The sequence below is a fragment of the Citrobacter sp. C13 genome (assembly GCF_014596815.2).
GTDB classification, from domain to species: Bacteria; Pseudomonadota; Gammaproteobacteria; order Enterobacterales; family Enterobacteriaceae; genus Citrobacter; species Citrobacter portucalensis.
The window spans coordinates 536715-561132 of sequence record NZ_CP115024.1; the positions used below are offsets into that span (position 1 = coordinate 536715).

The following is a 24418-nucleotide window of genomic DNA, read 5'->3' on the forward strand; positions in this document are numbered from 1 at the left end:
ATTACCGATTTGTTATTGGAGGATGCGGTTATGGCATGGCGGAGAGCACAACGTGGATTGTAAGTGGCTGGAAGATTTTCTGGCCTTGAGCCAGCATGGAAACTACTCTCAGGCCGCGGCGCAGCGGCATATTACTCAACCTGCGTTGAGTCGGCGTATAAAGGCGCTGGAAGAGGTGCTGGGCGTACCTTTGTTTGACCGGACAACGACCCCCGTCACGCTGACGCGCTATGGTGAACGCTTTGAGCCTTATGCCCGGCATGTCCTCAGCACGTTAACAGAGGCACGTCATGAGCTGTCGGCGATGACGCCAGCAACGGATAACACGCTGGTGATGGTCAGCCTGCATACGCTGTCGGTGAATATCCTGCCGGATATGATCAACTACCTGCGACAGAGTGAGCCGCAGTTAAACTTTACGGTAAACGCCAGTATCCAGGGGATAGACAACCACTTCAATGCCCTGATGAACCGGCAAATTGATTTGCTGGTGACCTACGATTTACCGTCCGCGCAGCCTGGGCTGGAGATCGCTGGAGGGTTAAAACGTTCCCTATGGCGGTATGAGCGATTTATACCGGTTATTTCAGCCCAGTTGGCTGATGCGCTTAATGATCCGCATGCTCCGATTCCGTGGCTATGCTACAGCGACTACACCTTTGTCAGACGTATTATTGAGTCGGCAGAACAACGCGTTCGCCCACGGCTAAAAAAAGTATTTGAGAGTGGTTTAAGCGAAACGATACGAGAAATGGTACTGCGCCATATGGGAGTGGCCTGGTTACCTGAATCGATGGTGGCGGAAGAGTTGGTGAATCAGCAAATTATTCACTGCTGGCCAGAAAATACAGATCTGATTTGTGAAATCCCCGTTGTGGTATGGGCGAATCTTGAAGATCAACGTGCTGTTATGCAGAGATGCTGGGAGAAGTTGCTGCGTTTTTGATTGATATGGCGATTTTTTCCGCAGTTGATACAATGCTAACAAATTGCCCTTGCGAAGGTTATTCGCTTTGGTTAGTATTCACACCCGCTTCAGTGGGAAACAGTAAATATTCCCGCTTTAATGGTCGAAGCATTGTACGCGGCAACTCCGCAAGGAACAGGTTGATTATGCACGAAGCTCTTTTAGTAGTTTTCCTTATTGTGGCAATTGGCCTGGTAGGCTTGATCATGCTGCAGCAAGGCAAAGGCGCTGATATGGGAGCCTCTTTTGGCGCAGGCGCTTCTGGTACTCTGTTTGGTTCAAGTGGTTCTGGTAACTTCATGACCCGTATGACAGCTGTATTGGGAACCTTGTTCTTCATCATCAGTCTGGTGCTGGGTAACATGAACAGCAATAAGACCAATAAAGGAAGTGAGTGGGAAAATCTGAGCGCACCGGCGAAAACCGAGCAAACTCAGCCAGCTGCTCCGGCTCAGCCGACCAGCGATATCCCACGCTAAGTATTCTGTACCGAGGTGGTGGAATTGGTAGACACGCTACCTTGAGGTGGTAGTGCCCTAACGGGCTTGTGGGTTCGAGTCCCATCCTCGGTACCAAATTCCAAAGAAAAGACGCTGCAAAGCGTCTTTTTTTTCGTCTGTTATTTATGGCTGTCTGTAGGTCGGATAAGCGTAGCATCATCAGGCGTTGTAATAATGTCGGATGGCGGCGTAAACGCCTTATCCGACCTACAGACAGCCTATATTCCGCGCATAAAAAAGGCCGCTTGCGCGGCCTTAAGATAGTGAATCTTTACTTCGCCTTATTTTCCAGATTCTCAACCTGCGGCAGGCCGGTTGCGGAAGAGGCGGTCAGCAGGCCAGACTGCGCATAGCCGAACAGCTTCTCGCGGGTATCGGTGATATCCAGGTTACGCATGGTCAACTGACCGATACGATCGTCCGGAGAGAATACGGAGTCGCCTTTTTCCATCGTCAGACGTTCTGGTTTGTACGTCAGATTGTCAGACACGGTGTTGAGGATTGAGTAGTCATTACCACGACGCAGTTCCAGCGTGACTTCACCGGTAATCTGGCTGGCAACCCAACGCTGCAGACCGTCACGCAGCATCAGCGCCTGAGAGTCGAACCAGCGTCCCTGATACAGCAGACGACCAAGCTGGCGACCATGTGCGTGATACTGCTCGATGGTATCTTCGTTGTGAATACCGGTCAGCAGACGCTCGTAGGCGATATGCAGCAATGCCATCCCCGGGGCTTCGTAGATGCCACGGCTCTTCGCTTCAATGATTCGGTTTTCAATCTGATCGCTCATACCCAGACCGTGACGGCCGCCGATACGGTTGGCTTCCAGCATCATCTCAACGTCGTCGCTGAAGGTTTTACCGTTCAGAGCAACCGGATGACCCTGTTCAAAACGAACGGTAACTTCTTCCGCAGGAATTTTGACGTTTTCGTCCCAGAATTTGACGCCCATGATCGGGTTAACAATCTTGACGCTGGAGTTCAGGAACTCAAGGTCTTTAGCTTCGTGGGTCGCACCGAGCATGTTGGAGTCAGTGGAGTAGGCTTTCTCAACGGACATTTTGTAGTCGAAACCACAGGCAATCATAAATTCGGACATCTCATGGCGACCGCCGAGTTCATCGATAAAATCGGTATCCAGCCATGGTTTGTAAATCTGCAGTTCGGCGTTGGTCAGCAGACCGTAACGATAGAAACGTTCAATATCGTTACCTTTATAGGTGCTACCGTCGCCCCAGATGTTTACACCATCTTCTTTCATTGCGGCAACCAGCATGGTGCCGGTCACGGCACGGCCCAGCGGGGTGGTATTGAAATAGGTCAGTCCGCCAGTGGTGTTGTGGAATGCACCGCACTGAATGGCAGCGATCCCTTCGGCAACCAGCTGCTTACGGCAATCTACCAGGCGAGCATTCTCAGCACCATATTCCATTGCACGGCGAGGAATGGCGTCATAGTCATCCTCATCCGGCTGACCCAAATTCGCAGTATATGCATATGGGACAGCCCCTTTTTGTCGCATCCACAGCAGTGCTGCACTGGTGTCCAGGCCGCCGGAAAAAGCGATACCAATACGTTGACCTACCGGGAGATGCTTGAGAATCGTCGTCATAAAATAAAACCCTGCTTGATAGACTGGTGAAGAGGTCGGCTTATTATACTAATTGCATTTTTATGCAAAATAAATGAGTTTTCATTTAATCATCTTTTCTGGATGACAGGAAGAGTTTAGTGATAATTTCGTTAAATAACGGCGTGGGCGGCATATTTATCTTGCTGGGTTAGCGCTGGGCAGCATTCATTGATTTGCATAGTCGTAACAAGGTTGACATAACGCATAGTGAATCAATATACTGTGCGCAGATTTTACGTCCCGTCCTCGGTACCAAATCCCAGCAGTATTTGCATTTTTTACCCAAAACGAGTAAAATTTGCCACGTTTCAGGCGCGGGGTGGAGCAGCCTGGTAGCTCGTCGGGCTCATAACCCGAAGGTCGTCGGTTCAAATCCGGCCCCCGCAACCACTTTCCCTTAGAGTTCTTTTTCAAATATACTGTGAAGACTTAGGCCTTCGTAGCTGGATTTGAAAAAAATTCTTTCGGAAGGTTCTCCGAACCGCAGGTGCGGTTATAGGGTTCAGTTATCTAAAGCCCCGATTTATCGGGGTTTTTTGTTATCTGACTACAGAATAACTGGGCTTTAGGCCCTTTTTTTATGTCTTGGGGGTGGGCTTGTCCACATTAGAGCAAAAATTAACAGAGATGATTACAGCGCCGGTTGAAGCCCTGGGCTACGAACTGGTCGGCATCGAATTTATTCGTGGTCGCACATCCACACTGCGCATCTATATTGATAGTGAAGATGGCATCAATGTTGATGATTGTGCTGATGTGAGCCATCAGGTAAGCGCCGTGATGGATGTCGAAGACCCAATCACCGTTGCCTATAACCTTGAAGTCTCCTCTCCGGGTCTCGACCGTCCTCTGTTCACAGCTGAACACTACGTGCGTTTCCTGGGTGAAGAAGTCACGCTGGTTCTTCGTATGGCGGTACAAAACCGTCGTAAATGGCAGGGCGTTATCAAAGCGGTGGACGGTGAGATGATCACGGTCACAGTCGAAGGCAAAGATGAAGTGTTCGCGCTGAGTAATATCCAGAAGGCGAACCTGGTTCCCCACTTTTAACAGTCTGGATTGAGGTGAAAAGCCCGCGATGAACAAAGAAATTTTGGCTGTTGTTGAAGCCGTATCCAACGAAAAAGCGCTGCCACGCGAGAAAATTTTTGAAGCGCTGGAAAGTGCGCTGGCTACAGCAACAAAGAAAAAATATGAGCAAGAGATCGACGTTCGCGTAGAAATCGATCGTAAAAGCGGTGATTTCGATACCTTCCGTCGTTGGGTAATCGTAGAAGAAGTTACTCAGCCGACCAAAGAAATTACGCTGGAAGCGGCACGCTTCGAAGACGAAAGTCTGAACGTGGGCGAATATGTTGAAGATCAGATTGAATCTGTCACCTTTGACCGTATCACCACCCAGACCGCGAAGCAGGTTATCGTACAGAAAGTACGTGAAGCTGAACGCGCAATGGTTGTTGATCAGTTCCGCGAACACGAAGGCGAAATCGTCACCGGTGTGGTGAAGAAAGTAAACCGCGACAACATTTCTCTGGATCTGGGCAGTAATGCTGAAGCTGTGATCCTGCGTGAAGACATGCTGCCGCGTGAAAACTTCCGCCCTGGTGACCGTATTCGTGGCGTTCTGTACTCAGTTCGCCCGGAAGCGCGCGGTGCACAGCTGTTCGTAACCCGTTCCAAGCCGGAAATGCTGATTGAGCTGTTCCGCATTGAAGTGCCGGAAATCGGCGAAGAAGTTATCGAAATTAAAGCGGCTGCTCGCGATCCGGGATCGCGTGCGAAAATCGCCGTTAAGACCAACGACAAGCGTATTGATCCGGTCGGCGCCTGTGTTGGTATGCGCGGTGCGCGCGTTCAGGCGGTTTCTACCGAACTGGGCGGCGAGCGTATCGATATCGTCCTGTGGGATGATAACCCGGCGCAGTTCGTGATTAACGCAATGGCGCCAGCAGACGTCGCTTCTATCGTGGTGGATGAAGACAAACACACCATGGATATCGCGGTTGAAGCCGGTAACCTGGCTCAGGCGATTGGACGTAATGGTCAGAACGTCCGCCTGGCTTCACAACTGAGCGGTTGGGAACTCAACGTGATGACCGTTGATGACCTGCAAGCGAAGCATCAGGCTGAAGCACATGCAGCCATCGATACCTTCACCAAATATCTCGATATCGATGAAGATTTCGCGACCGTTCTGGTGGAAGAAGGTTTTGCGACGCTGGAAGAACTGGCCTACGTGCCAATGAAAGAACTGCTGGAAATTGACGGCCTGGATGAACAGACCGTTGAAGCGCTGCGCGAGCGTGCTAAAAACGCACTGACCACTCTGGCACTGGCCCAGGAAGAAAGCCTCGGTGATAACAAACCGGCTGACGATCTGCTGAATCTGGAAGGATTGGATCGTGAGATGGCCTTCAAACTGGCGGCCCGTGGTGTTTGTACGCTGGAAGATCTCGCTGAACAGGGCATTGATGATCTGGCTGATATCGAAGGGTTGACCGACGAAAAAGCCGGTGAGCTGATTATGGCTGCCCGTAATATTTGCTGGTTCGGCGACGAAGCGTAATAAACTGTAGCAGGAAGGAACAGTATGACAGATGTAACCGTAAAAACGCTGGCTGCAGAGATACAGACTTCCGTAGATCGCCTGGTACAGCAATTTGCTGATGCCGGTATTCCGAAGTCTGCTGACGACTCTGTGTCCGCACAAGAGAAACAAACCTTACTGGCGCATTTGAACCGTGAAAACGGCTCAGCGCCGGATAAGTTGACATTGCAGCGTAAAACGCGCAGTACTCTCAATATTCCAGGTACCGGTGGAAAAAGCAAATCGGTACAAATCGAAGTCCGCAAGACACGCACCTTTGTGAAACGCGATCCGCAAGAGGCTGAACGCCTTGCCGCGGAAGAGCAGGCGCAGCGTGAAGCGGAAGAGCAAGCCCGTCGTGAGGCAGAAGAAGCTGCCAAACGCGAGGCGCAACAAAAAGCCGAACGTGAGGCCGCAGAACAAGCTAAGCGTGAAGCCGCTGATAAAGCGAAACGTGAAGCTGCGGAAAAAGACAAAGTGAGCAATCAACAGACCGACGATATGACTAAAACCGCCCAGGCCGAAAAAGCCCGCCGTGAAAATGAAGCCGCAGAACTGAAGCGTAAAGCGGAAGAAGAAGCACGTCGCAAGCTTGAAGAAGAAGCGCGCCGCGTAGCGGAAGAAGCTCGCCGTATGGCGGAAGAAAACGAGAAAAATGGTGTGAATAACGCTGAACCTGTCGAAGACACCAGTGATTATCACGTCACCACCTCTCAGCATGCTCGCCAGGCTGAAGACGAGAACGATCGTGAAGTTGAAGGCGGTCGTGGTCGTACTCGCAGCACTAAAGCAGCGCGTCCGGCGAAAAAAGGTAACAAACACGCTGAATCTAAAGCTGACCGTGAAGAAGCACGTGCAGCGGTTCGCGGCGGTAAAGGCGGTAAGCAGCGTAAAGGTTCCGCTCTGCAGCAGGGCTTCCAGAAGCCAGCTCAGGCCGTTAACCGTGACGTTGTGATCGGCGAAACCATCACCGTTGGCGATCTGGCGAACAAGATGGCGGTCAAAGGCTCTCAGGTCATCAAAGCGATGATGAAACTGGGCGCAATGGCGACCATCAACCAGGTCATCGACCAGGAAACCGCACAGCTGGTTGCCGAAGAGATGGGCCACAAAGTTATCCTGCGTCGTGAAAACGAGCTGGAAGAAGCAGTAATGAGCGACCGTGACACCGGCGCTGCGGCTGAACCGCGCGCACCGGTAGTGACCATCATGGGTCACGTTGACCACGGTAAAACGTCTCTGCTGGACTACATTCGTTCAACGAAAGTGGCCTCTGGCGAAGCGGGCGGCATTACTCAGCACATCGGTGCGTACCACGTTGAAACTGACAACGGTATGATCACCTTCCTGGACACCCCGGGTCACGCCGCGTTTACCTCCATGCGTGCTCGTGGTGCTCAGGCAACGGATATCGTTGTTCTGGTTGTTGCAGCAGACGACGGCGTGATGCCGCAGACTATCGAAGCTATCCAGCACGCGAAAGCGGCAGGTGTGCCGGTAGTTGTTGCAGTCAACAAAATCGATAAACCGGAAGCGGATCCAGATCGCGTTAAAAACGAACTGTCCCAGTACGGCATCATGCCGGAAGAGTGGGGCGGCGAGAGCCAGTTCGTTCACGTTTCTGCGAAAGCGGGTACCGGTATCGACGAACTGCTGGATGCTATCCTGCTGCAGGCCGAAGTACTGGAACTGAAAGCTGTGCGTAAAGGTATGGCGAGCGGTGCGGTTATCGAATCCTTCCTGGATAAAGGTCGTGGCCCGGTTGCTACCGTCCTGGTTCGCGAAGGTACCCTGAACAAGGGCGATATCGTTCTGTGTGGTTTCGAATACGGCCGCGTTCGTGCGATGCGTAACGAACTGGGTCAGGAAGTACTGGAAGCAGGTCCGTCCATTCCGGTGGAAATCCTCGGTCTGTCCGGTGTTCCGGCTGCGGGTGACGAAGTTACTGTTGTTCGTGACGAGAAGAAAGCGCGTGAAGTTGCACTGTACCGTCAGGGCAAATTCCGTGAAGTTAAACTGGCTCGTCAGCAGAAATCTAAACTTGAGAACATGTTCGCCAACATGACCGAAGGCGAAGTTCACGAAGTGAACATCGTGCTGAAGGCTGACGTACAGGGTTCTGTAGAAGCGATTTCCGACTCTTTACTGAAACTGTCTACCGACGAAGTAAAAGTGAAGATCATCGGTTCTGGCGTAGGTGGTATCACCGAAACCGACGCGACCCTGGCTGCGGCATCCAACGCGATTCTGGTTGGCTTCAACGTACGTGCTGATGCCTCTGCACGTAAAGTTATCGAATCAGAAAGCCTGGATCTGCGTTACTACTCCGTCATCTATCATCTGATCGACGAAGTGAAAGCTGCGATGAGCGGCATGCTGTCTCCGGAGCTGAAACAGCAGATCATTGGTCTGGCTGAAGTTCGTGATGTGTTCAAATCACCGAAATTCGGCGCTATCGCAGGCTGTATGGTTACCGAAGGCACGATTAAACGTCACAACCCAATCCGCGTACTGCGTGACAACGTGGTTATCTATGAAGGCGAGCTGGAATCCCTGCGCCGCTTCAAAGATGACGTTAACGAAGTCCGTAACGGTATGGAATGTGGTATCGGCGTTAAGAACTACAACGACGTTCGCGTTGGCGATATGATCGAAGTGTTCGAGATCATCGAGATCAAACGTACAATTGCTTAAGGTTGTTCGGGTGTAGGCCGGATAAGGCGTTTACGCCGACATCCGGCAATGTAATGCCTGATGGCTCTACGCTTATCAGGCCTACAGCCTAATCACCGAATTATTTTCAAAAGGGGCTGAATGCCCCTTTTTTGTCTGGAGAATTTATTATGGCGAAAGAATTTGGTCGCCCGCAGCGTGTCGCGCAGGAGATGCAGAAAGAAATCGCACTCATCCTGCAACGCGAAATCAAAGACCCGCGTGTTGGCATGATGACCACCGTATCGGGTGTTGAGATGTCCCGTGATCTGGCATATGCCAAAGTATTCGTGACTTTCCTCAACGATCAGGACGAAGCTGCTGTGAAAAACGGCATTAAGGCACTGCAGGAAGCCTCTGGTTTTATCCGTTCTCTGCTGGGTAAAGCAATGCGTCTGCGTATCGTGCCTGAGCTGACCTTCTTCTACGACAACTCGTTGGTTGAAGGGATGCGCATGTCCAACCTGGTGACCAGCGTGGTGAAACATGACGATGAGCGTCGTGTGAACCCAGCGGACGACAGCAAGGAGGACTGATGAGTCGTCCTCGTCGTCGTGGTCGCGATATTCACGGTGTCCTGCTGCTGGATAAGCCGCAGGGCATGTCCAGCAATGACGTGCTGCAAAAAGTAAAGCGCATCTACAATGCCAACCGCGCGGGACATACCGGCGCGTTGGATCCGCTGGCGACAGGTATGCTGCCTATCTGCCTCGGTGAAGCGACAAAGTTTTCACAGTATTTGCTGGATTCTGACAAACGCTATCGCGTGGTTGCCCGTCTGGGCCAGCGTACTGACACTTCCGATGCCGATGGACAGATCGTGCAGGAGCGTCCGGTAACCTTCACCGCAGAACAACTGGCGAGCGCGCTGGAGACTTTCCGCGGCGATATCGAGCAGATTCCGTCGATGTATTCGGCGCTGAAGTATCAGGGTAAGAAGCTGTACGAATATGCGCGTCAGGGCATTGAAGTGCCGCGTGAAGCGCGCCCGATTACCGTCTATGAGCTGCTGTTTATCCGTCACGAAGGTAACGAACTGGAGCTGGAAGTTCACTGCTCCAAAGGCACCTATATTCGTACCATCGTTGACGATCTCGGTGAGAAGCTGGGCTGCGGCGCGCACGTAACGTATCTGCGTCGTCTGACGGTCAGCAAGTATCCGGTGGATCGTATGGTCACGCTGGAACACCTGCGTGAGCTGGTCGAACAGGCAGAACAGCAGAACATTCCGGCGGCTCAGCTGCTTGATCCTTTGCTGATGCCAATGGACAGTCCGGCATCGGACTATCCTGTTGTTAATTTGCCTTTAACATCGTCGGTTTACTTTAAAAATGGTAATCCGGTACGGACGACAGGCGCCCCGCTGGAAGGGCTGGTACGCGTGACGGAAGGCGATGACGGCAAGTTTATTGGCATGGGGGAGATGGACGATGAAGGTCGTGTCGCCCCCCGCCGCCTGGTGGTTGAGTATCCTGCATAGCGCTCTCTGTCTTGCGATAAAAGGGCGCTGCGAGTAGAATACTGCCGCTTAACGTCGCGTAAATTGTTTAACAATCTGCGTGGCGTATACACAAAATCATTCGAGCTGCATCAAGGCGGCAAGTCTGAGAATCCTCAGGAGCTTACTTAGGTAAGTGACTGAGGTGAGCGGACGCAGCCAACGCAGAGTCAGTTTGAAGGATAAAGTGTATACACTGGGATAGCTGAATTAGAGATCGGCATCCTTTCATTCTTATCACTTTGGAGTTTTAAAATGTCTCTAAGTACTGAAGCTACCGCTAAAATCGTTTCTGAGTTTGGTCGTGATGCAAACGACACCGGTTCTACCGATGTTCAGGTTGCTCTGTTGACTGCGCAGATTAACCACCTGCAGGGCCACTTTGCAGAGCACAAAAAAGATCACCACAGCCGTCGTGGTCTGCTGCGCATGGTTTCTCAGCGTCGTAAACTGCTCGACTACCTGAAACGTAAAGATGTTGCACGTTACACCGCGCTGATCGAGCGTCTGGGCCTGCGTCGCTAATTCTTTCGAGTTTCAGAAAGAGGGGGCCTTCATGGCCCCTTTTTTCCAGCAGATGGCAGCAATTCGCTGGAAACTAATGTATTGTTGCTATGAATGATCTTCCGTTGCAGAGGTTCGCGCGGCTAATGAGAGGCTTTACTCATGCTTATGGGTTAGGGTTGTCATTAGTCGCGAGGATGCGCAGAAGATCGGGTATTAACGATGGCGCAAAAATGTGCCGTCAAAAAATAGAGAAAGGATATTATTTTGCTTAATCCGATCGTTCGTAAATTCCAGTACGGTCAGCATACCGTTACGCTGGAAACCGGCATGATGGCGCGTCAGGCGACTGCCGCTGTTATGGTTAGCATGGATGACACCGCGGTATTCGTTACCGTTGTTGGGCAGAAAAAAGCGAAACCAGGCCAGGATTTTTTCCCGCTGACCGTTAACTATCAGGAGCGTACCTACGCTGCTGGCCGTATCCCGGGTAGCTTCTTCCGTCGTGAAGGCCGTCCGAGCGAAGGCGAAACCCTGATCGCGCGTCTGATTGACCGCCCGGTTCGCCCGCTGTTCCCGGAAGGCTTCGTTAACGAAGTTCAGGTTATCGCGACCGTTGTTTCCGTTAACCCGCAGGTTAACCCGGACATCGTGGCAATGATTGGTGCATCTGCTGCGCTGACTCTGTCTGGTATCCCATTCAACGGCCCGATCGGTGCTGCACGTGTTGGTTACATCAATGACCAGTACGTACTGAACCCGACTCAGGACGAACTGAAAGAAAGCAAGCTGGACCTGGTTGTTGCAGGTACTGAAGCAGCTGTACTGATGGTTGAATCCGAAGCTGAACTGCTGAGCGAAGATCAGATGCTGGGCGCTGTTGTGTTCGGTCACGAACAGCAGCAGGTTGTGATTCAGGCGATCAACGAGCTGGCGAAAGAAGCTGGCAAACCGCGTTGGGACTGGCAGCCAGAAGCCGTCAACGAAGCGCTGAACGCGCGCGTTGCCGCACTGGCAGAAGCTCGTCTGAGCGATGCTTACCGTATCACTGACAAACAAGAGCGTTATGCTCAGGTTGACGTGATCAAATCTGAAACCATCGCGACTCTGGTGGCTGAAGACGAAACCCTGGACGCTAACGAACTGGGTGAAATCCTGCACGCTATCGAGAAAAACGTTGTTCGTAGCCGCGTACTGGCAGGCGAGCCGCGCATCGATGGCCGTGAAAAAGACATGATCCGTGGCCTGGACGTGCGTACTGGCGTTCTGCCGCGTACCCACGGTTCCGCACTGTTCACCCGTGGCGAAACTCAGGCGCTGGTTACTGCGACCCTGGGCACCACTCGTGATGCGCAGAACCTCGACGAACTGATGGGCGAGCGTACTGACAACTTCCTGTTCCACTACAACTTCCCTCCGTACTGCGTAGGTGAAACCGGTATGGTCGGTTCTCCGAAGCGTCGTGAGATTGGTCACGGCCGTCTGGCGAAGCGTGGCGTACTGGCAGTAATGCCGGAACTGGATAAATTCCCGTACACCGTGCGTGTGGTTTCTGAAATCACCGAATCTAACGGTTCTTCTTCCATGGCTTCCGTATGTGGTGCTTCCCTGGCGCTGATGGACGCAGGCGTGCCGATCAAAGCTGCCGTTGCGGGTATCGCGATGGGTCTGGTGAAAGAAGGCGACAACTTTGTTGTTCTGTCTGACATCCTGGGCGACGAAGACCACCTGGGCGATATGGACTTCAAAGTAGCGGGTTCCCGCGACGGTATCTCTGCACTGCAGATGGATATCAAAATTGAAGGTATCACCAAAGAAATCATGCAGGTTGCTCTGAACCAGGCTAAAGGTGCGCGTCTGCACATCCTGGGTGTGATGGAACAAGCGATCAACGCTCCGCGCGGCGACATTTCTCAGTTCGCTCCGCGTATCCACACCATCAAGATCAGCCCGGACAAGATCAAAGATGTTATCGGTAAAGGCGGTTCTGTTATCCGTGCTCTGACCGAAGAAACCGGCACCACCATTGAAATCGAAGATGATGGTACCGTGAAGATTGCTGCGACCGACGGTGAGAAAGCGAAATATGCTATCCGTCGTATCGAAGAGATCACCGCAGAGATCGAAGTTGGCCGTATCTACAATGGTAAAGTGACCCGTATCGTTGACTTTGGCGCATTCGTTGCCATCGGTGGCGGTAAAGAAGGTCTGGTACACATCTCTCAGATCGCTGACAAGCGCGTAGAGAAAGTGACCGACTACCTGCAGATGGGCCAGGAAGTACCGGTCAAAGTTCTGGAAGTTGATCGCCAGGGCCGTGTACGTCTGAGCATTAAAGAAGCTACTGAGCAGTCTCAGCCTGCAGGCGAACCGGAAGCTCCGGCAAGCCAGGGCGAGTAAGGTTGCCATTGCCCTCCGTGAAAGCGGAGGGCCTTTAACCCGGCAGGATGCCTTGTTAGCAACCGGGGAACCTGGACGTTCATTCAATCGTTGTCTTCGGGAGTGGGAAATGAAGCCTTTTTTGCGCTGGTGTTTCGTTGCGACAGCACTCACGCTGGCTGGATGCAGTAATTCCGCCTGGCGAAAGAGTGAAGTCCTCGCAGTACCATTGCAACCGACTTTGCAGCAGGAAGTGATTCTGGCACGTATGGAACAAATTCTTGCCAGTCGGGCTTTAACCGATGACGAACGCGCACAGCTTTTATATGAGCGCGGAGTGTTGTATGATAGTCTCGGTCTGAGGGCACTGGCGCGAAATGATTTTTCACAAGCGCTGGCAATCCGACCAGATATGCCTGAAGTATTCAATTACTTAGGTATATATTTAACGCAGGCAGGCAATTTTGATGCTGCCTATGAAGCGTTTGATTCTGTACTTGAGCTTGATCCAACTTACAACTACGCGCACTTAAATCGCGGTATCGCATTGTATTACGGCGGTCGCGACAAGTTAGCGCAAGATGATCTGCTAGCGTTTTATCAAGACGATCCCAATGATCCTTTCCGTAGTCTGTGGCTTTATCTTGCCGAGCAGAAGCTCGATGAGAAGCAGGCTAAAGAAGCGTTGAAACAACGCTTTGAGAAATCGGATAAAGAGCAATGGGGATGGAACATTGTCGAGTTCTACCTGGGCAACATTAGCGAAGCAACGCTGATGGAACGCCTGAAGGCGGACGCAACGGATAACACCTCGCTCGCTGAGCATCTCAGTGAAACCAACTTCTATTTAGGTAAGTACTACCTAAGTCTGGGGGATTTGGACAACGCTACGGCATTGTTCAAACTGGCGGTGGCTAACAACGTTCATAACTTTGTTGAGCACCGATACGCATTGTTGGAATTATCGCTCCTGGGCCAGGACCAAGATGACCTGGCAGAATCGGACCAGCAATAGCTGACGTACACATCAGCCCGTAATCTTTTTTGATTGCCATCACCTTCACGGGTGAGGGCGTTGTTGTTCGTTAATACACCTACTTTGAGCCGGTTCACACTTTTCAATGAAAATTGCAGATCAATTTCATGATGAGTTATGTAGACTGGCCGCCATTAATTTTGAGGCACACGTACTACATGGCTGAATTCGAAACCACTTTTGCAGATCTGGGCCTGAAGGCTCCTATCCTTGAAGCCCTTAACGATCTGGGTTACGAAAAACCATCTCCAATCCAGGCAGAGTGCATTCCGCATCTGCTGGGCGGCCGCGATGTTCTGGGTATGGCCCAGACAGGTAGCGGCAAAACTGCAGCGTTCTCTTTACCGCTGCTCAACAATCTTGATCCTGAGCTGAAGGCACCTCAGATTCTGGTGCTGGCACCGACCCGCGAACTGGCGGTTCAGGTAGCAGAAGCCATGACGGATTTCTCTAAACACATGCGCGGCGTGAACGTGGTTGCCCTGTACGGCGGCCAGCGTTATGACGTGCAATTACGTGCCCTGCGTCAGGGGCCACAGATCGTCGTCGGTACGCCGGGCCGTCTGCTGGATCACCTGAAGCGCGGTACTCTGGACCTCTCCAAACTGAGCGGTCTGGTACTGGACGAAGCTGACGAAATGCTGCGTATGGGCTTCATCGAAGACGTTGAAACCATCATGGCGCAGATCCCGGAAGGTCATCAGACCGCTCTGTTCTCTGCAACCATGCCGGAAGCGATTCGTCGTATTACCCGCCGCTTTATGAAAGAGCCGCAGGAAGTACGTATTCAGTCCAGCGTTACTACCCGTCCTGACATCAGCCAGAGCTACTGGACTGTGTGGGGCATGCGTAAAAATGAAGCGCTGGTGCGTTTCCTGGAAGCAGAAGATTTTGATGCGGCGATTATCTTCGTTCGTACCAAAAATGCGACCCTGGAAGTAGCAGAAGCGCTGGAGCGTAGCGGTTATAGCAGCGCTGCACTGAACGGCGACATGAACCAGTCCCTGCGTGAGCAGACTCTGGAGCGTCTGAAAGATGGTCGTCTGGATATTCTGATTGCCACCGACGTTGCGGCCCGTGGCCTGGACGTTGAGCGTATCAGCCTGGTTGTCAACTACGACATCCCGATGGATTCCGAGTCTTACGTTCACCGTATCGGCCGTACCGGTCGTGCGGGTCGTGCGGGTCGTGCGCTGCTGTTCGTTGAGAACCGCGAGCGTCGTCTGCTGCGTAACATCGAACGCACCATGAAGCTGACTATTCCGGAAGTAGAACTGCCGAACGCAGATCTGCTGGGCAAACGCCGTCTGGAAAAATTCGCCGCTAAAGTACAGCAGCAGCTGGAAAGTAGCGATCTGGATCAGTACCGTGCTCTGCTGGCGAAAATGCAGCCGGAAGAAGAGCTGGATATCGAAACGCTGGCAGCTGCACTGCTGAAAATGGCTCAGGGCGAACGTCCTCTGATCCTGCCGCCAGATGCGCCGATGCGTCCGAAACGAGAATTCCGCGACCGTGATGACCGTGGTCCGCGTGACCGCAACGATCGTGGCCCTCGTGACCGTAATGACCGTGGTGGTGAAGACCGTCCGCGTCGTGAACGTCGTGACGTTGGTGACATGCAGCTGTACCGCATTGAAGTGGGCCGTGATGACGGTGTTGAAGTTCGTCATATCGTTGGTGCGATTGCTAACGAAGGTGATATCAGCAGCCGTTACATCGGTAACATCAAGCTGTTTGCTTCCCACTCCACCATCGAACTGCCGAAAGGTATGCCGGGCGACGTGCTGCAGCACTTTACCCGTACTCGCATCCTGAACAAGCCGATGAACATGCAGCTGGTTGGCGATGCAGTTCCGCACACCGGTGGTGAGCGTCGTGGCGGTGGTCGTTTCAGCGGTGAGCGTCGTGAAGGCGGTCGCGGTGAAGGTCGTAACTTTAGCGGTGAACGTCGTGAAGGCGGTCGTGGCGATGGTCGTCGTTTCAGCGGCGAACGTCGTGAAGGCAACCGTGGTCCGCGTCGTGACGATTCTTCTGCTCCGCGCCGTGATGACTCTGCTGGTCGTCGTCGTTTCGGCGGTGATGCATAAGCCTTTTAGCTTTATAGCTGTAAAGTAAAATATACGGCCCCGATCTCAACAATCGGGGCTTTTTTTATTTCAATTGTACTCGTGTACTGGTACAGTGCAGCACATTGAGATGTAGTCACAAGATAAATGACTGGAGAGATGGCTAAATGGCAACACTAACCACCACCCAAACGTCACCTTCGCTGCTCGGCGGCGTGGTGATCATCGGCGGCACCATTATTGGCGCGGGGATGTTTTCTCTGCCAGTGGTCATGTCCGGGGCGTGGTTCTTCTGGTCAATGGCGGCGCTGATCTTTACCTGGTTCTGCATGCTGCACTCCGGGCTGATGATCCTTGAAGCTAACCTCAATTACCGCATTGGCTCCAGTTTTGACACCATCACGAAAGATCTGCTGGGCAAAGGCTGGAACGTGGTGAACGGCATCTCGATTGCTTTCGTTCTCTATATTCTGACCTACGCGTATATCTCGGCGAGCGGATCAATCCTGCACCACACCTTCTCGGAGATGTCGTTGAACGTTCCTGCACGTGCGGCAGGTCTTGGTTTTGCGCTGCTGGTGGCGTTTGTGGTGTGGTTAAGCACCAAAGCGGTGAGCCGCATGACGGCGATTGTGCTGGGTGCGAAGGTAATTACCTTTTTCCTGACTTTCGGCAGTTTATTAGGGCACGTTCAGCCCACAACGTTGTTTAACGTGGCGGAAAGCAACGCTTCGTATACGCCGTACCTGCTGATGACGCTGCCGTTCTGTCTGGCCTCATTCGGCTATCACGGCAATGTCCCGAGCCTGATGAAGTACTACGGCAAAGATCCGAAGACCATCGTTAAGTGTCTGGTTTACGGCACGCTGCTGGCGCTGGTGCTGTATACCGTGTGGTTACTGGGGACGATGGGTAATATCCCGCGTCCGGAATTTATTGGTATTGCACAGCAAGGCGGTAACATTGATGTGCTGGTACAGGCGCTGAGCGGTGTGTTAAATAGCCGCAGTCTGGATCTGCTGCTGGTGGTGTTCTCCAACTTTGCGGTGGCGAGTTCATTCCTCGGTGTTACGCTCGGTCTGTTTGACTATCTGGCGGATCTGTTTGGCTTTGATGACTCGGCAATGGGACGTTTCAAAACGGCATTGCTGACGTTTGTCCCGCCAATTATCGGTGGCTTGCTATGGCCGAACGGTTTCCTGTACGCCATTGGCTATGCAGGACTCGCGGCAACCATCTGGGCCGCCATTGTTCCGGCGCTGCTGGCCCGTAAATCTCGCGAGCGTTTCGGTAGCCCGAAATTCCGTGTCTGGGGCGGTAAGCCGATGATTGCGCTGATCCTGGTATTCGGTATCGGCAACGCGGTTATCCATATTCTGTCGAGCGTTAATTTGTTACCGGTTTATCAGTAAAACCGTTGCCCGGTGGCGCTACGCTTACCGGGCCTACATCACCGTGTAGGCCGGATAAGGCGTAGCCGCCATCCGGCACAAATAGTACTATCCCAACAATTCCTGCTTCACATCCATCGCCAAATCAAACGAATGAAGACGTGCCTGATGATCAAAAATCTGGCCGTTAACCATAATTTCATCGGCCTGGGTTTCACGCAAAATGGCGTCGAGACCATGTCGCACTTTTGCCTTATCACCGACCAGCGACATGCTCAGCGCCTGTTGTACGCCGTACTGCTCAGAAGCGGACCACAGCTGATGCATATTCTCTACCGGCGGCGGTAGCTGGCCGGTTTCGCCACGACGCAGCTTCACAAATGCCTGCTGCATGGAGGTGAAAAGAAACTCGGCGTCGCGATTGCTGTCGGCGGCAATAATGTTGATGCACACCATCGCATACGGTTTTGCCAGACGCGCTGAGGGCTTGAATTGGCTGCGATACAGATGCAGTGCCTGGTGCAGCATATCCGGAGCAAAGTGCGAGGCGAAGGCAAACGGCAGACCAAGCTGGGCCGCCAGTTGTGCGCTGTACAGGCTAGAGCCTAATAACCAGACGGGGATCTGCTCGCCGTAGCCGGGAACCGGACGTACATGGGGGTTAGGATCGCGGGCGTCGAACCAGTCCACCAGTTCAGCGACGTCGCGTGGGAAGTTATCGATATCACCGCTCATATGGCGGCGCAGTGCGCGCATGGTTGGCTGATCGCTGCCCGGTGCGCGACCAAGCCCGAGATCGATTCGTCCCGGATACAGCGTATTCAGGGTACCGAACTGCTCGGCGATCACCAGCGGCGAATGGTTAGGCAGCATCACGCCGCCAGATCCGAGATGCAGCGTGGTGGTATTAGCAGCCAGATAACCAATCAGCACTGAGGTAGCAGCGCTGGCGATGCCGGTCATGTTGTGATGTTCCGCCAGCCAATAGCGGTGGTAACCGCGTTTTTCGGCCAGTTGAGCGAGATCAAGCGAGTGTGTGAAGGCCTCTTTTGCCGAAGATCCTTCAGGGATCGGCGCCAGATCCAGCACCGAGAACGGAATAGTTTTGTCAGTCATAACGGCTCACTTTGTTACCGGTTAATCTTTTAATACTGCATTAAAGATTAGCGAATGTTGTTAACAAAGTGAGCTTTATACGGCGGGTACCGAATATAACATGCCCGATGGCGCTGCGCTTATCGGGCCTACGGGATCGCTATTTGTAGGCCCGATAAGGCATTTATGCCGTATCCGGCTAGTCCTGCAGCTCCAGTCCAGCCAGTCGCTTCCAGTAGCCGTTACAGTCACTGTGGGCAGCAAGCGGTAATGGGGCACTGCCATTTTCATTGGCGCGGAAGGCGTCGAGCATGGCGAATGTTTCAGTGCCTGAAGGGGACAGACGCACAATATCAACCAGCCCCTGCATCGATGTCAGTTCGTTGCCGAGGTTGTAAACATAGCCGCTCATGGTCTGGATCCCGTTGAGGACAAAGACCTGCTGATTCTCCTGCGACAGCACATTGCGCCCGTTCGGGTATTTTATGCAGCAGGTTTCACACTCGTCTTTTGGACGGTCTTCAGAGCGTGCGGTAAAGCAGCGGGCAGAGTACGCCAGCGGCAGATGCCCGTAGCTCAGCACCTCAACTTCAAACTGATTGCGAATACCCAGCTCATCACACTGGTTGAGCAGGTTTGCCAGCCAGTCGCGGGAAAGCTCTACCGGCATACACCAGCGCACCATGCCTTGTTTGAGCAGGATACGCAGGGTAACCGCGTTGTAGCAGTTGAGCGCATGCCCGGCGACAAACGGCAGCTTACGCTCGGCGCACATGTTTACCACCCCGAGGTCGCTGGCTTCCAGCAGGAAGTCACCGTTTTCGACATAGCGCTTCAGCTCTCCCAGTTCAGAAGAGGCCTGCACCAGCGCCAGTGTTGACAGCACAACTTGTTTACCGCTGCCAGCGAGCGATTTCGCCATATCGAGCCAGTCGCCCACTTTGGTGGCGCGGCGTTTACTGCATACCGCTTCACCAAGATAGATAACGTCGGCCTGGCTTACGGCAGCCTGCTGATAAAAATCTTCCAGCGTTTCTTTCGGCCAGTACCACAGCACCGGCCCTAAGGAATATTTCATTGCTTCTCTCACTGCCATTTACGGTGATACGCGCCAAGCGTGGTCTGTGTGCCTTCGGACATTGAACCGAGCGTTTCCATCCACGCGGCCTGCGGGACGTAGTTTTGCGGGTCGGCCATACAGCGGTCGATCGCCTGACGCCACACTTTCGCCACCTGACTGACATAGGCCGGGCTGCGCTGACGTCCTTCGATTTTCACCGAGGCAATATTGGCTGCCAGCAGTTCCGGCAGCAGCTCAAGCGTGTTCAGGCTGGTGGGTTCTTCCAGCGCATGATAACGCTCGCCGTCAACCAGATAGCGACCTTTACATAGCGTCGGATAACCGGCGTTTTCCCCGTCCTGATAGCGGTCGATCAGCACTTCATTAAGACGGGATTCCAGCCCTTGTTGGGTCTGTTGCCAGCGGACAAAACGGGCAGGCGAGCAGGCACCAACCGTATTAGGAGACTCACCCGTCAGATAGGATGAAAGATAGCAACGGCCTTCCGCCATAATGCACAGGCTACCGAAGGCGAACACTTCCAGGGGAACTGGCGTGACGCGAGCAAGCTGTTTCACCTGATGAATAGACAGCACGCGCGGCAGCACCACACGGGCGACGTCAAAGTTGCGATGATAGAAATTAATTGCCTCTTCATTGGTTGCAGATGCCTGAACAGAGACATGGCGCTCAATATGCGGGTAGCGCTCTGCGGCATACTCAAGCATCGCGAGGTCGGCAAGGATCAGCGCATCTGCACCCAGCTGTGCTGCCATATCCACGGCACGTTGCCAGCGCGCGTAACCATCCGGGTGCGCAAAGGTGTTAATCGCAATGTGCAGCTTACGGCGGTGCTGATGGACAAAACTCACCGCTTCCTGCAATTTTTTCTCGGTAAAATTAAGGCCGGCGAAATGACGGGCGTTGGTATCATCTTTCAGCCCGATGTAGACAGCATCAGCGCCGTTCTCGATGGCCGCCTTAAGCGCCGGTAGGTTTCCGGCAGGGCAGAGCAGCTCCATAATTTATCCTGAACGTTGCGCCGTGATGGGCGCAGAAATGTTAACGAATGGGGATTTTAGTTAACCTTGCTGAGACAATTTTTGATTTGAGGCAGTTAAAGTCGTATTGGTGACACCAATAAAGAGGTAACAATTTCGCATCGAATTGTTGATTTATGCCGCTATGTCGTTTATTTGATATGGCAAAATAGCAGGACTATTGAAACAGGGAGTAAAGCTCGTGTTGGATAAACTGCGTTCACGCTTAGTACAATTTGGTCCTTCTCTGATGAGTGTACCAGTTAAACTGACGCCCTTTGCGCTGAAGCGCCAGGTTCTGGAGCAGGTCCTGAGCTGGCAGTTTAGTCAGGCGCTGGCCGATGGGGAGCTGGAGTTTCTCGAAGGTCGCTGGCTGAGCATTCATGTGCGTGACATTGACCTCAAATGGTATACCTCTGTTGAGAACGATAAACTTATCGTCAGCCAGAATGCAGATGCGGATGTGAGTTTTAGCGCCGATGCCAGCGATCTGCTGATGATCGTGGCCCGCAAGCAGGATCCGGATACGCTTTTCTTCCAGCGTCGTCTGGTGATTGAAGGTGATACAGAATTAGGGCTATACGTAAAAAATCTGATGGATGCCATCGAACTGGAGCAGATGCCTAAAGCGTTGCGCGTCATGTTGATGCAGTTGGCAGATTTTGTTGAGGCGGGGATGAAAACGTCGCCAGAAACCAAACAGACCTCGGTAGGTGAGCCATGCTGATTCGAGTTGAAATTCCCATTGATGCCCCAGGTATTGATGCGCTGCTGCGCCGTTCATTTGAGAGCGATGCGGAAGCGAAATTAGTGCACGACCTTCGTGAAGATGGTTTCTTAACGCTGGGTCTGGTTGCTACCGATGACGAAGGTCAGGTAGTGGGTTACGTCGCGTTCAGCCCTGTCGATGTGCAGGGTGAAGATCTGCAATGGGTTGGCATGGCGCCGCTCGCGGTGGATGAAAACTATCGTGGGCAGGGCCTGGCGCGTCAGCTGGTCTATGAAGGACTCGATTCACTGAACGAGTTTGGCTACGCCGCGGTGGTTACGCTAGGGGATCCGGCCCTGTACAGCCGCTTTGGCTTTGAGCTGGCGGCCCATCATGATCTGCGTTGCCGCTGGCCGGGCACCGAAAGCGCGTTCCAGGTTCATCGCCTGGCGGACGATGCGCTGGAAGGCGTGACGGGCCTTGTGGAATACCACGACCACTTCAATCGTTTTTAAGCTCCGGGGTTTGCAGGCTGCTCAGTAGCGCCTCAAGCCCTTCGCCTTCGACAAGGCGCTCTTTCTGCCGCTTGGTGAGCTGTTTGACGCGATACTCTATGCGCAGGGCCAGTGAACGGTCGCCAACCTGCGCCGCAAATGCCAACGTGAGTTCCCCCTTTCCGCGTAGCGCCTTCGCGCCTTTCCCACTTTGATGCTGCTTATAGCGGCGCTGCACATCGGTGGTTATTCCGGTGTATAAGGCGTTGTCCGCGGTACGGATCAGGTACAGATACCAGGGTGTCATTGTCACCATCGACGTGATAATTTTCAGGCCTACAGTATAAAAGAGAACAGAAATGGAAACACTGACTGCGGTGTCTCGCTGGCTGGCAAAACAGCACGTCGTGACCTGGTGCGTACACCATGAAGGTGAATTGTGGTGCGCCAATGCGTTTTACCTGTTTGATGCGCAGAAGATGGTGTTCTATGTGCTGACTGAAGAGAAAACGCGTCATGCGCAGATGTCCGGACCCCGCGCGCCGATTGCCGGTACAGTAAACGGTCAGCCTAAAACCGTCGCTCTGATTCGTGGCGTACAGTTTAAAGGGGAAATCCGGCGTCTTGAGGGGCAGGAGAGCGAAGACGCGCGTAAAGCCTACAACCGCCGTTTCCCCGTTGCCAGAATGCTGCCAGCGCCCGTATGGGAGATTCGACTGGATGAAGTCAAATTTACGGACAACACGCTGGGCTTCGGTAAAAAGATGCACTGGCTGCGTGATCTATAGTTAGAAGAGTGATTGAAGACCCTGGGGAAGATAAGCGATGAGTCAGGTGTTAATAACGGGAGCCACGGGGCTGGTGGGCGGACATTTGCTGCGTATGCTGCTCAATGAACCCCGGGTCAATGCCATCACGGCACCAACGCGTCGACCGCTGGCTGATACGGTTGGTATCTATAACCCCCATGATCCGCAGCTAACCGATGCTCTGGCGCAGGTCACCGATCCGGTCGATATTGTCTTTTGTTGTTTGGGGACTACCCGGCGTGAAGCGGGCAGCAAAGAGGCGTTTATCCATGCTGACTATACGCTGGTGGTAGATACGGCCCTGACGGGACGTAGGTTAGGCGCCCAGCATATGCTGGTAGTGAGTTCGATGGGTGCCAATGCGAATTCACCGTTTTTTTATAATCGGGTGAAAGGTGAAATGGAGCAGGCGCTGATCGCGCAGAATTGGCCACGGCTGACGATTGTCCGGCCTTCAATGCTCCTGGGTGATAGGGACAAGCAGCGGACGAATGAGATGTTTTTAGCGCCGTTGTTCAGGCTGCTGCCGGGTAACTGGAAGTCGATTGAAGCGCGCGATGTTGCTCGGGCAATGCTGGCAGAAGCGCTGGCGCCTGGGCATGAAGGGGTTTCGATCCTGACCTCTTCTGAGCTACGCGAAAGGGCTAAATAAAAAAATGCCGGATGGCGCTGACGCTTATCCGGCCTACAAACGATTACGTTCTATAGGCCGGATAAGATGCCATTTACAGGCGTGTTACTTAATAAACGTAAAGGCTGTCGTGACGCGTTTCACGCCGCTTACCCGGCTGGCGATATCCGCCGCCGCCTTCGCTTCACGCTCGGTCACCAGACCTAACAGGAACACTTCCCCGTTCTCAGTCGTTACTTTCACGTTAGAGGATTTCACCTGATCGCTGGTCAGTAACTGGGAACGTACTTTGGTGGTTATCCAGGTATCGTTGGACGCATCGCCCAGACCAATTGGCTGGCCCTGACGGATCTCATTAAAGACCTCAGTCGTTCCTTCTACACCCATCGCAATCTGTTTTGCCCGCGCAGACAGTTCGCTATTTGGCGACTGACCTACCAGCAGCACTTTACCCTGATAAGCGCTCACGTTGATTCGCGCTTCTTTCTTGATTTGGGCATCTTTCGACAACGCCGTATTGACGCGTAATTCCAGGGTTCCGTCATCTACCTGGGTGCCGACGCTGCGAGGATCCGTCGCGGCTTTGGTGCCGACAGCAGCAGTTCCGACAACGGCAGCAGCGACACAGCCTTGCAGCAGCAGTGCAGCGATAATCACAGCAAGCGGCGAAAATGCCTTCATGTGTACTCCTTAATCATCCTGGTGAGGGAAAAGCGTGTTATCGATGAGATCGCAAAGGCAGTTGACCGTCAGCATGTGCATTTCCTGAACGCGGGCGCTGTGGTGTGAGGGAATGCGGATTTCAACATCCTGTGGCCCCAGTAATCCGGCCAGTTCCCCTCCGTCATACCCGGTCAGCGCGACGATTGTCATGTCGCGTGTCACGGCGGCTTCAACGGCTTTTACGATATCGCGGCTATTACCACGCGTAGAGATTGCCAGCAGAACATCACCTGCATGTCCCAGCGCACGGACTTGTTTTGCATAAACTTCGTCGTGCAGGCGATCGTTGGCAATCGCAGTTAAGACCACATTATCAGTATTTAGTGCAATCGCAGGTAAACTTGGGCGTTCTGTTTCAAAACGATTGATCATGCTGGCAGCAAAATGCTGTGCGTTGGCAGCGGACGTCCCATTACCACAACAGAGAATTTTGTTGCCATTGAGCAGGGACTGAACCAGCGTCATGGCGGCACGGGAGATTGCATCCGGAAGTGCTTCAGCCGCAGCTATCTGAGTTTGAATGCTTTCTGTAAAGCAGACTTTAATTCTATCTAACACGCTAATCCTTAAGAACCAGGCTC

The 24418-nt window shown here is 53.0% G+C and carries 24 protein-coding genes and 2 tRNA genes; 19 read left to right on the forward strand and 7 right to left on the reverse strand.

Features of this window, described 5'->3' with window-relative positions; translation table 11 throughout:
• Positions 1-52 precede the first annotated feature (52 nt).
• From IB222_RS02635 to IB222_RS02645, 3 genes are all read left to right on the forward strand, one after another.
• A complete protein-coding gene (locus tag IB222_RS02635) occupies positions 53-946 on the forward strand; it encodes a LysR family transcriptional regulator (protein WP_003828716.1) in 894 nt (297 codons plus the stop codon).
• 167 nt (positions 947-1113) lie between these two features.
• Positions 1114-1446 (forward strand): preprotein translocase subunit SecG, encoded by a 333-nt coding sequence (gene secG, locus IB222_RS02640; protein ID WP_003025000.1) that lies wholly within the window; start codon positions 1114-1116, stop codon positions 1444-1446.
• Positions 1447-1455: 9 nt separating this feature from the next.
• Positions 1456-1542: transfer RNA gene (locus IB222_RS02645), tRNA-Leu, on the forward strand.
• Between the two features lie 196 nt (positions 1543-1738).
• On the opposite strand, the gene argG is transcribed toward IB222_RS02645, so the two are convergent.
• Positions 1739-3082 carry an argininosuccinate synthase gene (argG, locus tag IB222_RS02650; RefSeq protein ID WP_003828714.1) on the reverse strand — a complete coding sequence of 448 codons (1344 nt, stop codon included), beginning with the start codon at positions 3080-3082 and terminating at the stop codon, positions 1739-1741.
• A gap of 334 nt (positions 3083-3416) precedes the next feature.
• Here argG and IB222_RS02655 point away from each other — a divergent pair.
• The 12 genes from IB222_RS02655 (at position 3417) to mtr (ending at position 17297) form a co-directional block, all read left to right on the forward strand.
• Positions 3417-3493, forward strand: a tRNA-Met gene (locus IB222_RS02655).
• A gap of 207 nt (positions 3494-3700) precedes the next feature.
• Positions 3701-4153: a ribosome maturation factor RimP gene (gene rimP / locus IB222_RS02660; protein ID WP_003024996.1), complete on the forward strand. Its 453-nt coding sequence runs from the start codon at positions 3701-3703 to the stop codon at positions 4151-4153.
• A 28-nt stretch (positions 4154-4181) separates the two neighbouring features.
• Positions 4182-5669, forward strand: coding sequence for a transcription termination factor NusA (gene nusA, locus IB222_RS02665; protein WP_003024992.1), 1488 nt, complete (start codon positions 4182-4184; stop codon positions 5667-5669).
• Between the two features lie 24 nt (positions 5670-5693).
• Entirely contained in the window at positions 5694-8384 is a 2691-nt protein-coding gene (infB, locus tag IB222_RS02670) for a translation initiation factor IF-2 (protein ID WP_003828710.1), read from the forward strand.
• Between the two features lie 149 nt (positions 8385-8533).
• Positions 8534-8938: a 30S ribosome-binding factor RbfA gene (gene rbfA, locus IB222_RS02675; RefSeq protein WP_003024988.1), complete on the forward strand. Its 405-nt coding sequence runs from the start codon at positions 8534-8536 to the stop codon at positions 8936-8938.
• Positions 8938-9882, forward strand: coding sequence for a tRNA pseudouridine(55) synthase TruB (truB, locus tag IB222_RS02680; protein ID WP_003828704.1), 945 nt, complete (start codon positions 8938-8940; stop codon positions 9880-9882). Before rbfA ends, truB begins: the two co-directional genes overlap by 1 nt.
• Before the next feature lie 273 nt (positions 9883-10155).
• Entirely contained in the window at positions 10156-10425 is a 270-nt protein-coding gene (rpsO, locus tag IB222_RS02685) for a 30S ribosomal protein S15 (RefSeq protein ID WP_000059465.1), read from the forward strand.
• A gap of 246 nt (positions 10426-10671) precedes the next feature.
• On the forward strand, positions 10672-12804 hold the full coding sequence (gene pnp / locus IB222_RS02690) for a polyribonucleotide nucleotidyltransferase (RefSeq protein ID WP_008785911.1): 2133 nt from the start codon (positions 10672-10674) through the stop codon (positions 12802-12804).
• 109 nt (positions 12805-12913) lie between these two features.
• Positions 12914-13798: a lipoprotein NlpI gene (gene nlpI, locus IB222_RS02695; protein ID WP_003024982.1), complete on the forward strand. Its 885-nt coding sequence runs from the start codon at positions 12914-12916 to the stop codon at positions 13796-13798.
• 106 nt (positions 13799-13904) lie between these two features.
• Entirely contained in the window at positions 13905-13985 is an 81-nt protein-coding gene (gene yrbN / locus IB222_RS02700; protein WP_010723222.1) for a protein YrbN, read from the forward strand.
• The gene (locus IB222_RS02705; protein WP_003828643.1) at positions 13978-15906 is read left to right on the forward strand and encodes a DEAD/DEAH family ATP-dependent RNA helicase; all 1929 of its coding nucleotides are present in this window, start codon (positions 13978-13980) and stop codon (positions 15904-15906) included. The genes yrbN and IB222_RS02705 overlap by 8 nt, the downstream gene beginning before the upstream one ends.
• A gap of 146 nt (positions 15907-16052) precedes the next feature.
• Positions 16053-17297 carry a tryptophan permease gene (mtr, locus tag IB222_RS02710; protein ID WP_003828642.1) on the forward strand — a complete coding sequence of 415 codons (1245 nt, stop codon included), beginning with the start codon at positions 16053-16055 and terminating at the stop codon, positions 17295-17297.
• A gap of 87 nt (positions 17298-17384) precedes the next feature.
• On the opposite strand, the gene IB222_RS02715 is transcribed toward mtr, so the two are convergent.
• The 3 genes from IB222_RS02715 to IB222_RS02725 form a co-directional block, all read right to left on the reverse strand.
• Complete coding sequence (locus IB222_RS02715) at positions 17385-18392, reverse strand: LLM class flavin-dependent oxidoreductase (protein ID WP_003828640.1); 1008 nt, start codon at positions 18390-18392, stop codon at positions 17385-17387.
• Between the two features lie 178 nt (positions 18393-18570).
• Entirely contained in the window at positions 18571-19467 is an 897-nt protein-coding gene (locus IB222_RS02720) for a U32 family peptidase (RefSeq protein ID WP_149384978.1), read from the reverse strand.
• The gene (locus IB222_RS02725; RefSeq protein ID WP_003024971.1) at positions 19458-20453 is read right to left on the reverse strand and encodes a peptidase U32 family protein; all 996 of its coding nucleotides are present in this window, start codon (positions 20451-20453) and stop codon (positions 19458-19460) included. Before IB222_RS02725 ends, IB222_RS02720 begins: the two co-directional genes overlap by 10 nt.
• Positions 20454-20673: 220 nt before the next feature.
• On the opposite strand from IB222_RS02725, the gene IB222_RS02730 reads away from it, so the two are divergent.
• Together IB222_RS02730 and IB222_RS02735 are read left to right on the forward strand one after the other, a co-directional pair.
• Positions 20674-21198, forward strand: a complete 525-nt coding sequence (locus IB222_RS02730) for an SCP2 domain-containing protein (protein ID WP_003828637.1) — start codon at positions 20674-20676, stop codon at positions 21196-21198.
• Complete coding sequence (locus IB222_RS02735) at positions 21192-21695, forward strand: N-acetyltransferase (protein WP_003024966.1); 504 nt, start codon at positions 21192-21194, stop codon at positions 21693-21695. Before IB222_RS02730 ends, IB222_RS02735 begins: the two co-directional genes overlap by 7 nt.
• Here IB222_RS02735 and IB222_RS02740 read toward each other — a convergent pair.
• The gene (locus tag IB222_RS02740) at positions 21682-21981 is read right to left on the reverse strand and encodes a GIY-YIG nuclease family protein (protein WP_003828636.1); all 300 of its coding nucleotides are present in this window, start codon (positions 21979-21981) and stop codon (positions 21682-21684) included. The two genes, IB222_RS02735 and IB222_RS02740, sit on opposite strands and share 14 nt — an antisense overlap.
• Before the next feature lie 52 nt (positions 21982-22033).
• Here IB222_RS02740 and IB222_RS02745 point away from each other — a divergent pair, with 52 nt between their 5' ends.
• Both IB222_RS02745 and IB222_RS02750 read left to right on the forward strand, forming a co-directional pair.
• Positions 22034-22462: a YhbP family protein gene (locus tag IB222_RS02745; protein WP_003828634.1), complete on the forward strand. Its 429-nt coding sequence runs from the start codon at positions 22034-22036 to the stop codon at positions 22460-22462.
• A 37-nt stretch (positions 22463-22499) separates the two neighbouring features.
• Complete coding sequence (locus IB222_RS02750; RefSeq protein ID WP_003828632.1) at positions 22500-23135, forward strand: NAD(P)H-binding protein; 636 nt, start codon at positions 22500-22502, stop codon at positions 23133-23135.
• An 84-nt stretch (positions 23136-23219) separates the two neighbouring features.
• Here IB222_RS02750 and dolP read toward each other — a convergent pair whose 3' ends face one another.
• Positions 23220-23795, reverse strand: coding sequence for a division/outer membrane stress-associated lipid-binding lipoprotein (dolP, locus tag IB222_RS02755; protein ID WP_003024954.1), 576 nt, complete (start codon positions 23793-23795; stop codon positions 23220-23222).
• A gap of 9 nt (positions 23796-23804) precedes the next feature.
• The gene (diaA, locus tag IB222_RS02760; RefSeq protein WP_003024948.1) at positions 23805-24395 is read right to left on the reverse strand and encodes a DnaA initiator-associating protein DiaA; all 591 of its coding nucleotides are present in this window, start codon (positions 24393-24395) and stop codon (positions 23805-23807) included.
• Between the last annotated feature and the right edge of the window lie 23 nt (positions 24396-24418).

What these genes read in the sequence shown, in the direction of transcription:
- secG (WP_003025000.1), top strand. Translation starts at nt 1,114, where the DNA reads ATGCACGAAGCTCTTTTAGTAGTTTTCCTTATTGTGGCAATTGGCCTG.
- argG (WP_003828714.1), bottom strand. Translation starts at nt 3,082, where the DNA reads ATGACGACGATTCTCAAGCATCTCCCGGTAGGTCAACGTATTGGTATC.
- nusA (WP_003024992.1), top strand. Translation starts at nt 4,182, where the DNA reads ATGAACAAAGAAATTTTGGCTGTTGTTGAAGCCGTATCCAACGAAAAA.
- infB (WP_003828710.1), top strand. Translation starts at nt 5,694, where the DNA reads ATGACAGATGTAACCGTAAAAACGCTGGCTGCAGAGATACAGACTTCC.
- rbfA (WP_003024988.1), top strand. Translation starts at nt 8,534, where the DNA reads ATGGCGAAAGAATTTGGTCGCCCGCAGCGTGTCGCGCAGGAGATGCAG.
- truB (WP_003828704.1), top strand. Translation starts at nt 8,938, where the DNA reads ATGAGTCGTCCTCGTCGTCGTGGTCGCGATATTCACGGTGTCCTGCTG.
- rpsO (WP_000059465.1), top strand. Translation starts at nt 10,156, where the DNA reads ATGTCTCTAAGTACTGAAGCTACCGCTAAAATCGTTTCTGAGTTTGGT.
- nlpI (WP_003024982.1), top strand. Translation starts at nt 12,914, where the DNA reads ATGAAGCCTTTTTTGCGCTGGTGTTTCGTTGCGACAGCACTCACGCTG.
- yrbN (WP_010723222.1), top strand. Translation starts at nt 13,905, where the DNA reads ATGAAAATTGCAGATCAATTTCATGATGAGTTATGTAGACTGGCCGCC.
- IB222_RS02705 (WP_003828643.1), top strand. Translation starts at nt 13,978, where the DNA reads ATGGCTGAATTCGAAACCACTTTTGCAGATCTGGGCCTGAAGGCTCCT.
- mtr (WP_003828642.1), top strand. Translation starts at nt 16,053, where the DNA reads ATGGCAACACTAACCACCACCCAAACGTCACCTTCGCTGCTCGGCGGC.
- IB222_RS02715 (WP_003828640.1), bottom strand. Translation starts at nt 18,392, where the DNA reads ATGACTGACAAAACTATTCCGTTCTCGGTGCTGGATCTGGCGCCGATC.
- IB222_RS02720 (WP_149384978.1), bottom strand. Translation starts at nt 19,467, where the DNA reads ATGGCAGTGAGAGAAGCAATGAAATATTCCTTAGGGCCGGTGCTGTGG.
- IB222_RS02725 (WP_003024971.1), bottom strand. Translation starts at nt 20,453, where the DNA reads ATGGAGCTGCTCTGCCCTGCCGGAAACCTACCGGCGCTTAAGGCGGCC.
- IB222_RS02735 (WP_003024966.1), top strand. Translation starts at nt 21,192, where the DNA reads ATGCTGATTCGAGTTGAAATTCCCATTGATGCCCCAGGTATTGATGCG.
- IB222_RS02740 (WP_003828636.1), bottom strand. Translation starts at nt 21,981, where the DNA reads ATGACACCCTGGTATCTGTACCTGATCCGTACCGCGGACAACGCCTTA.
- IB222_RS02745 (WP_003828634.1), top strand. Translation starts at nt 22,034, where the DNA reads ATGGAAACACTGACTGCGGTGTCTCGCTGGCTGGCAAAACAGCACGTC.
- IB222_RS02750 (WP_003828632.1), top strand. Translation starts at nt 22,500, where the DNA reads ATGAGTCAGGTGTTAATAACGGGAGCCACGGGGCTGGTGGGCGGACAT.
- dolP (WP_003024954.1), bottom strand. Translation starts at nt 23,795, where the DNA reads ATGAAGGCATTTTCGCCGCTTGCTGTGATTATCGCTGCACTGCTGCTG.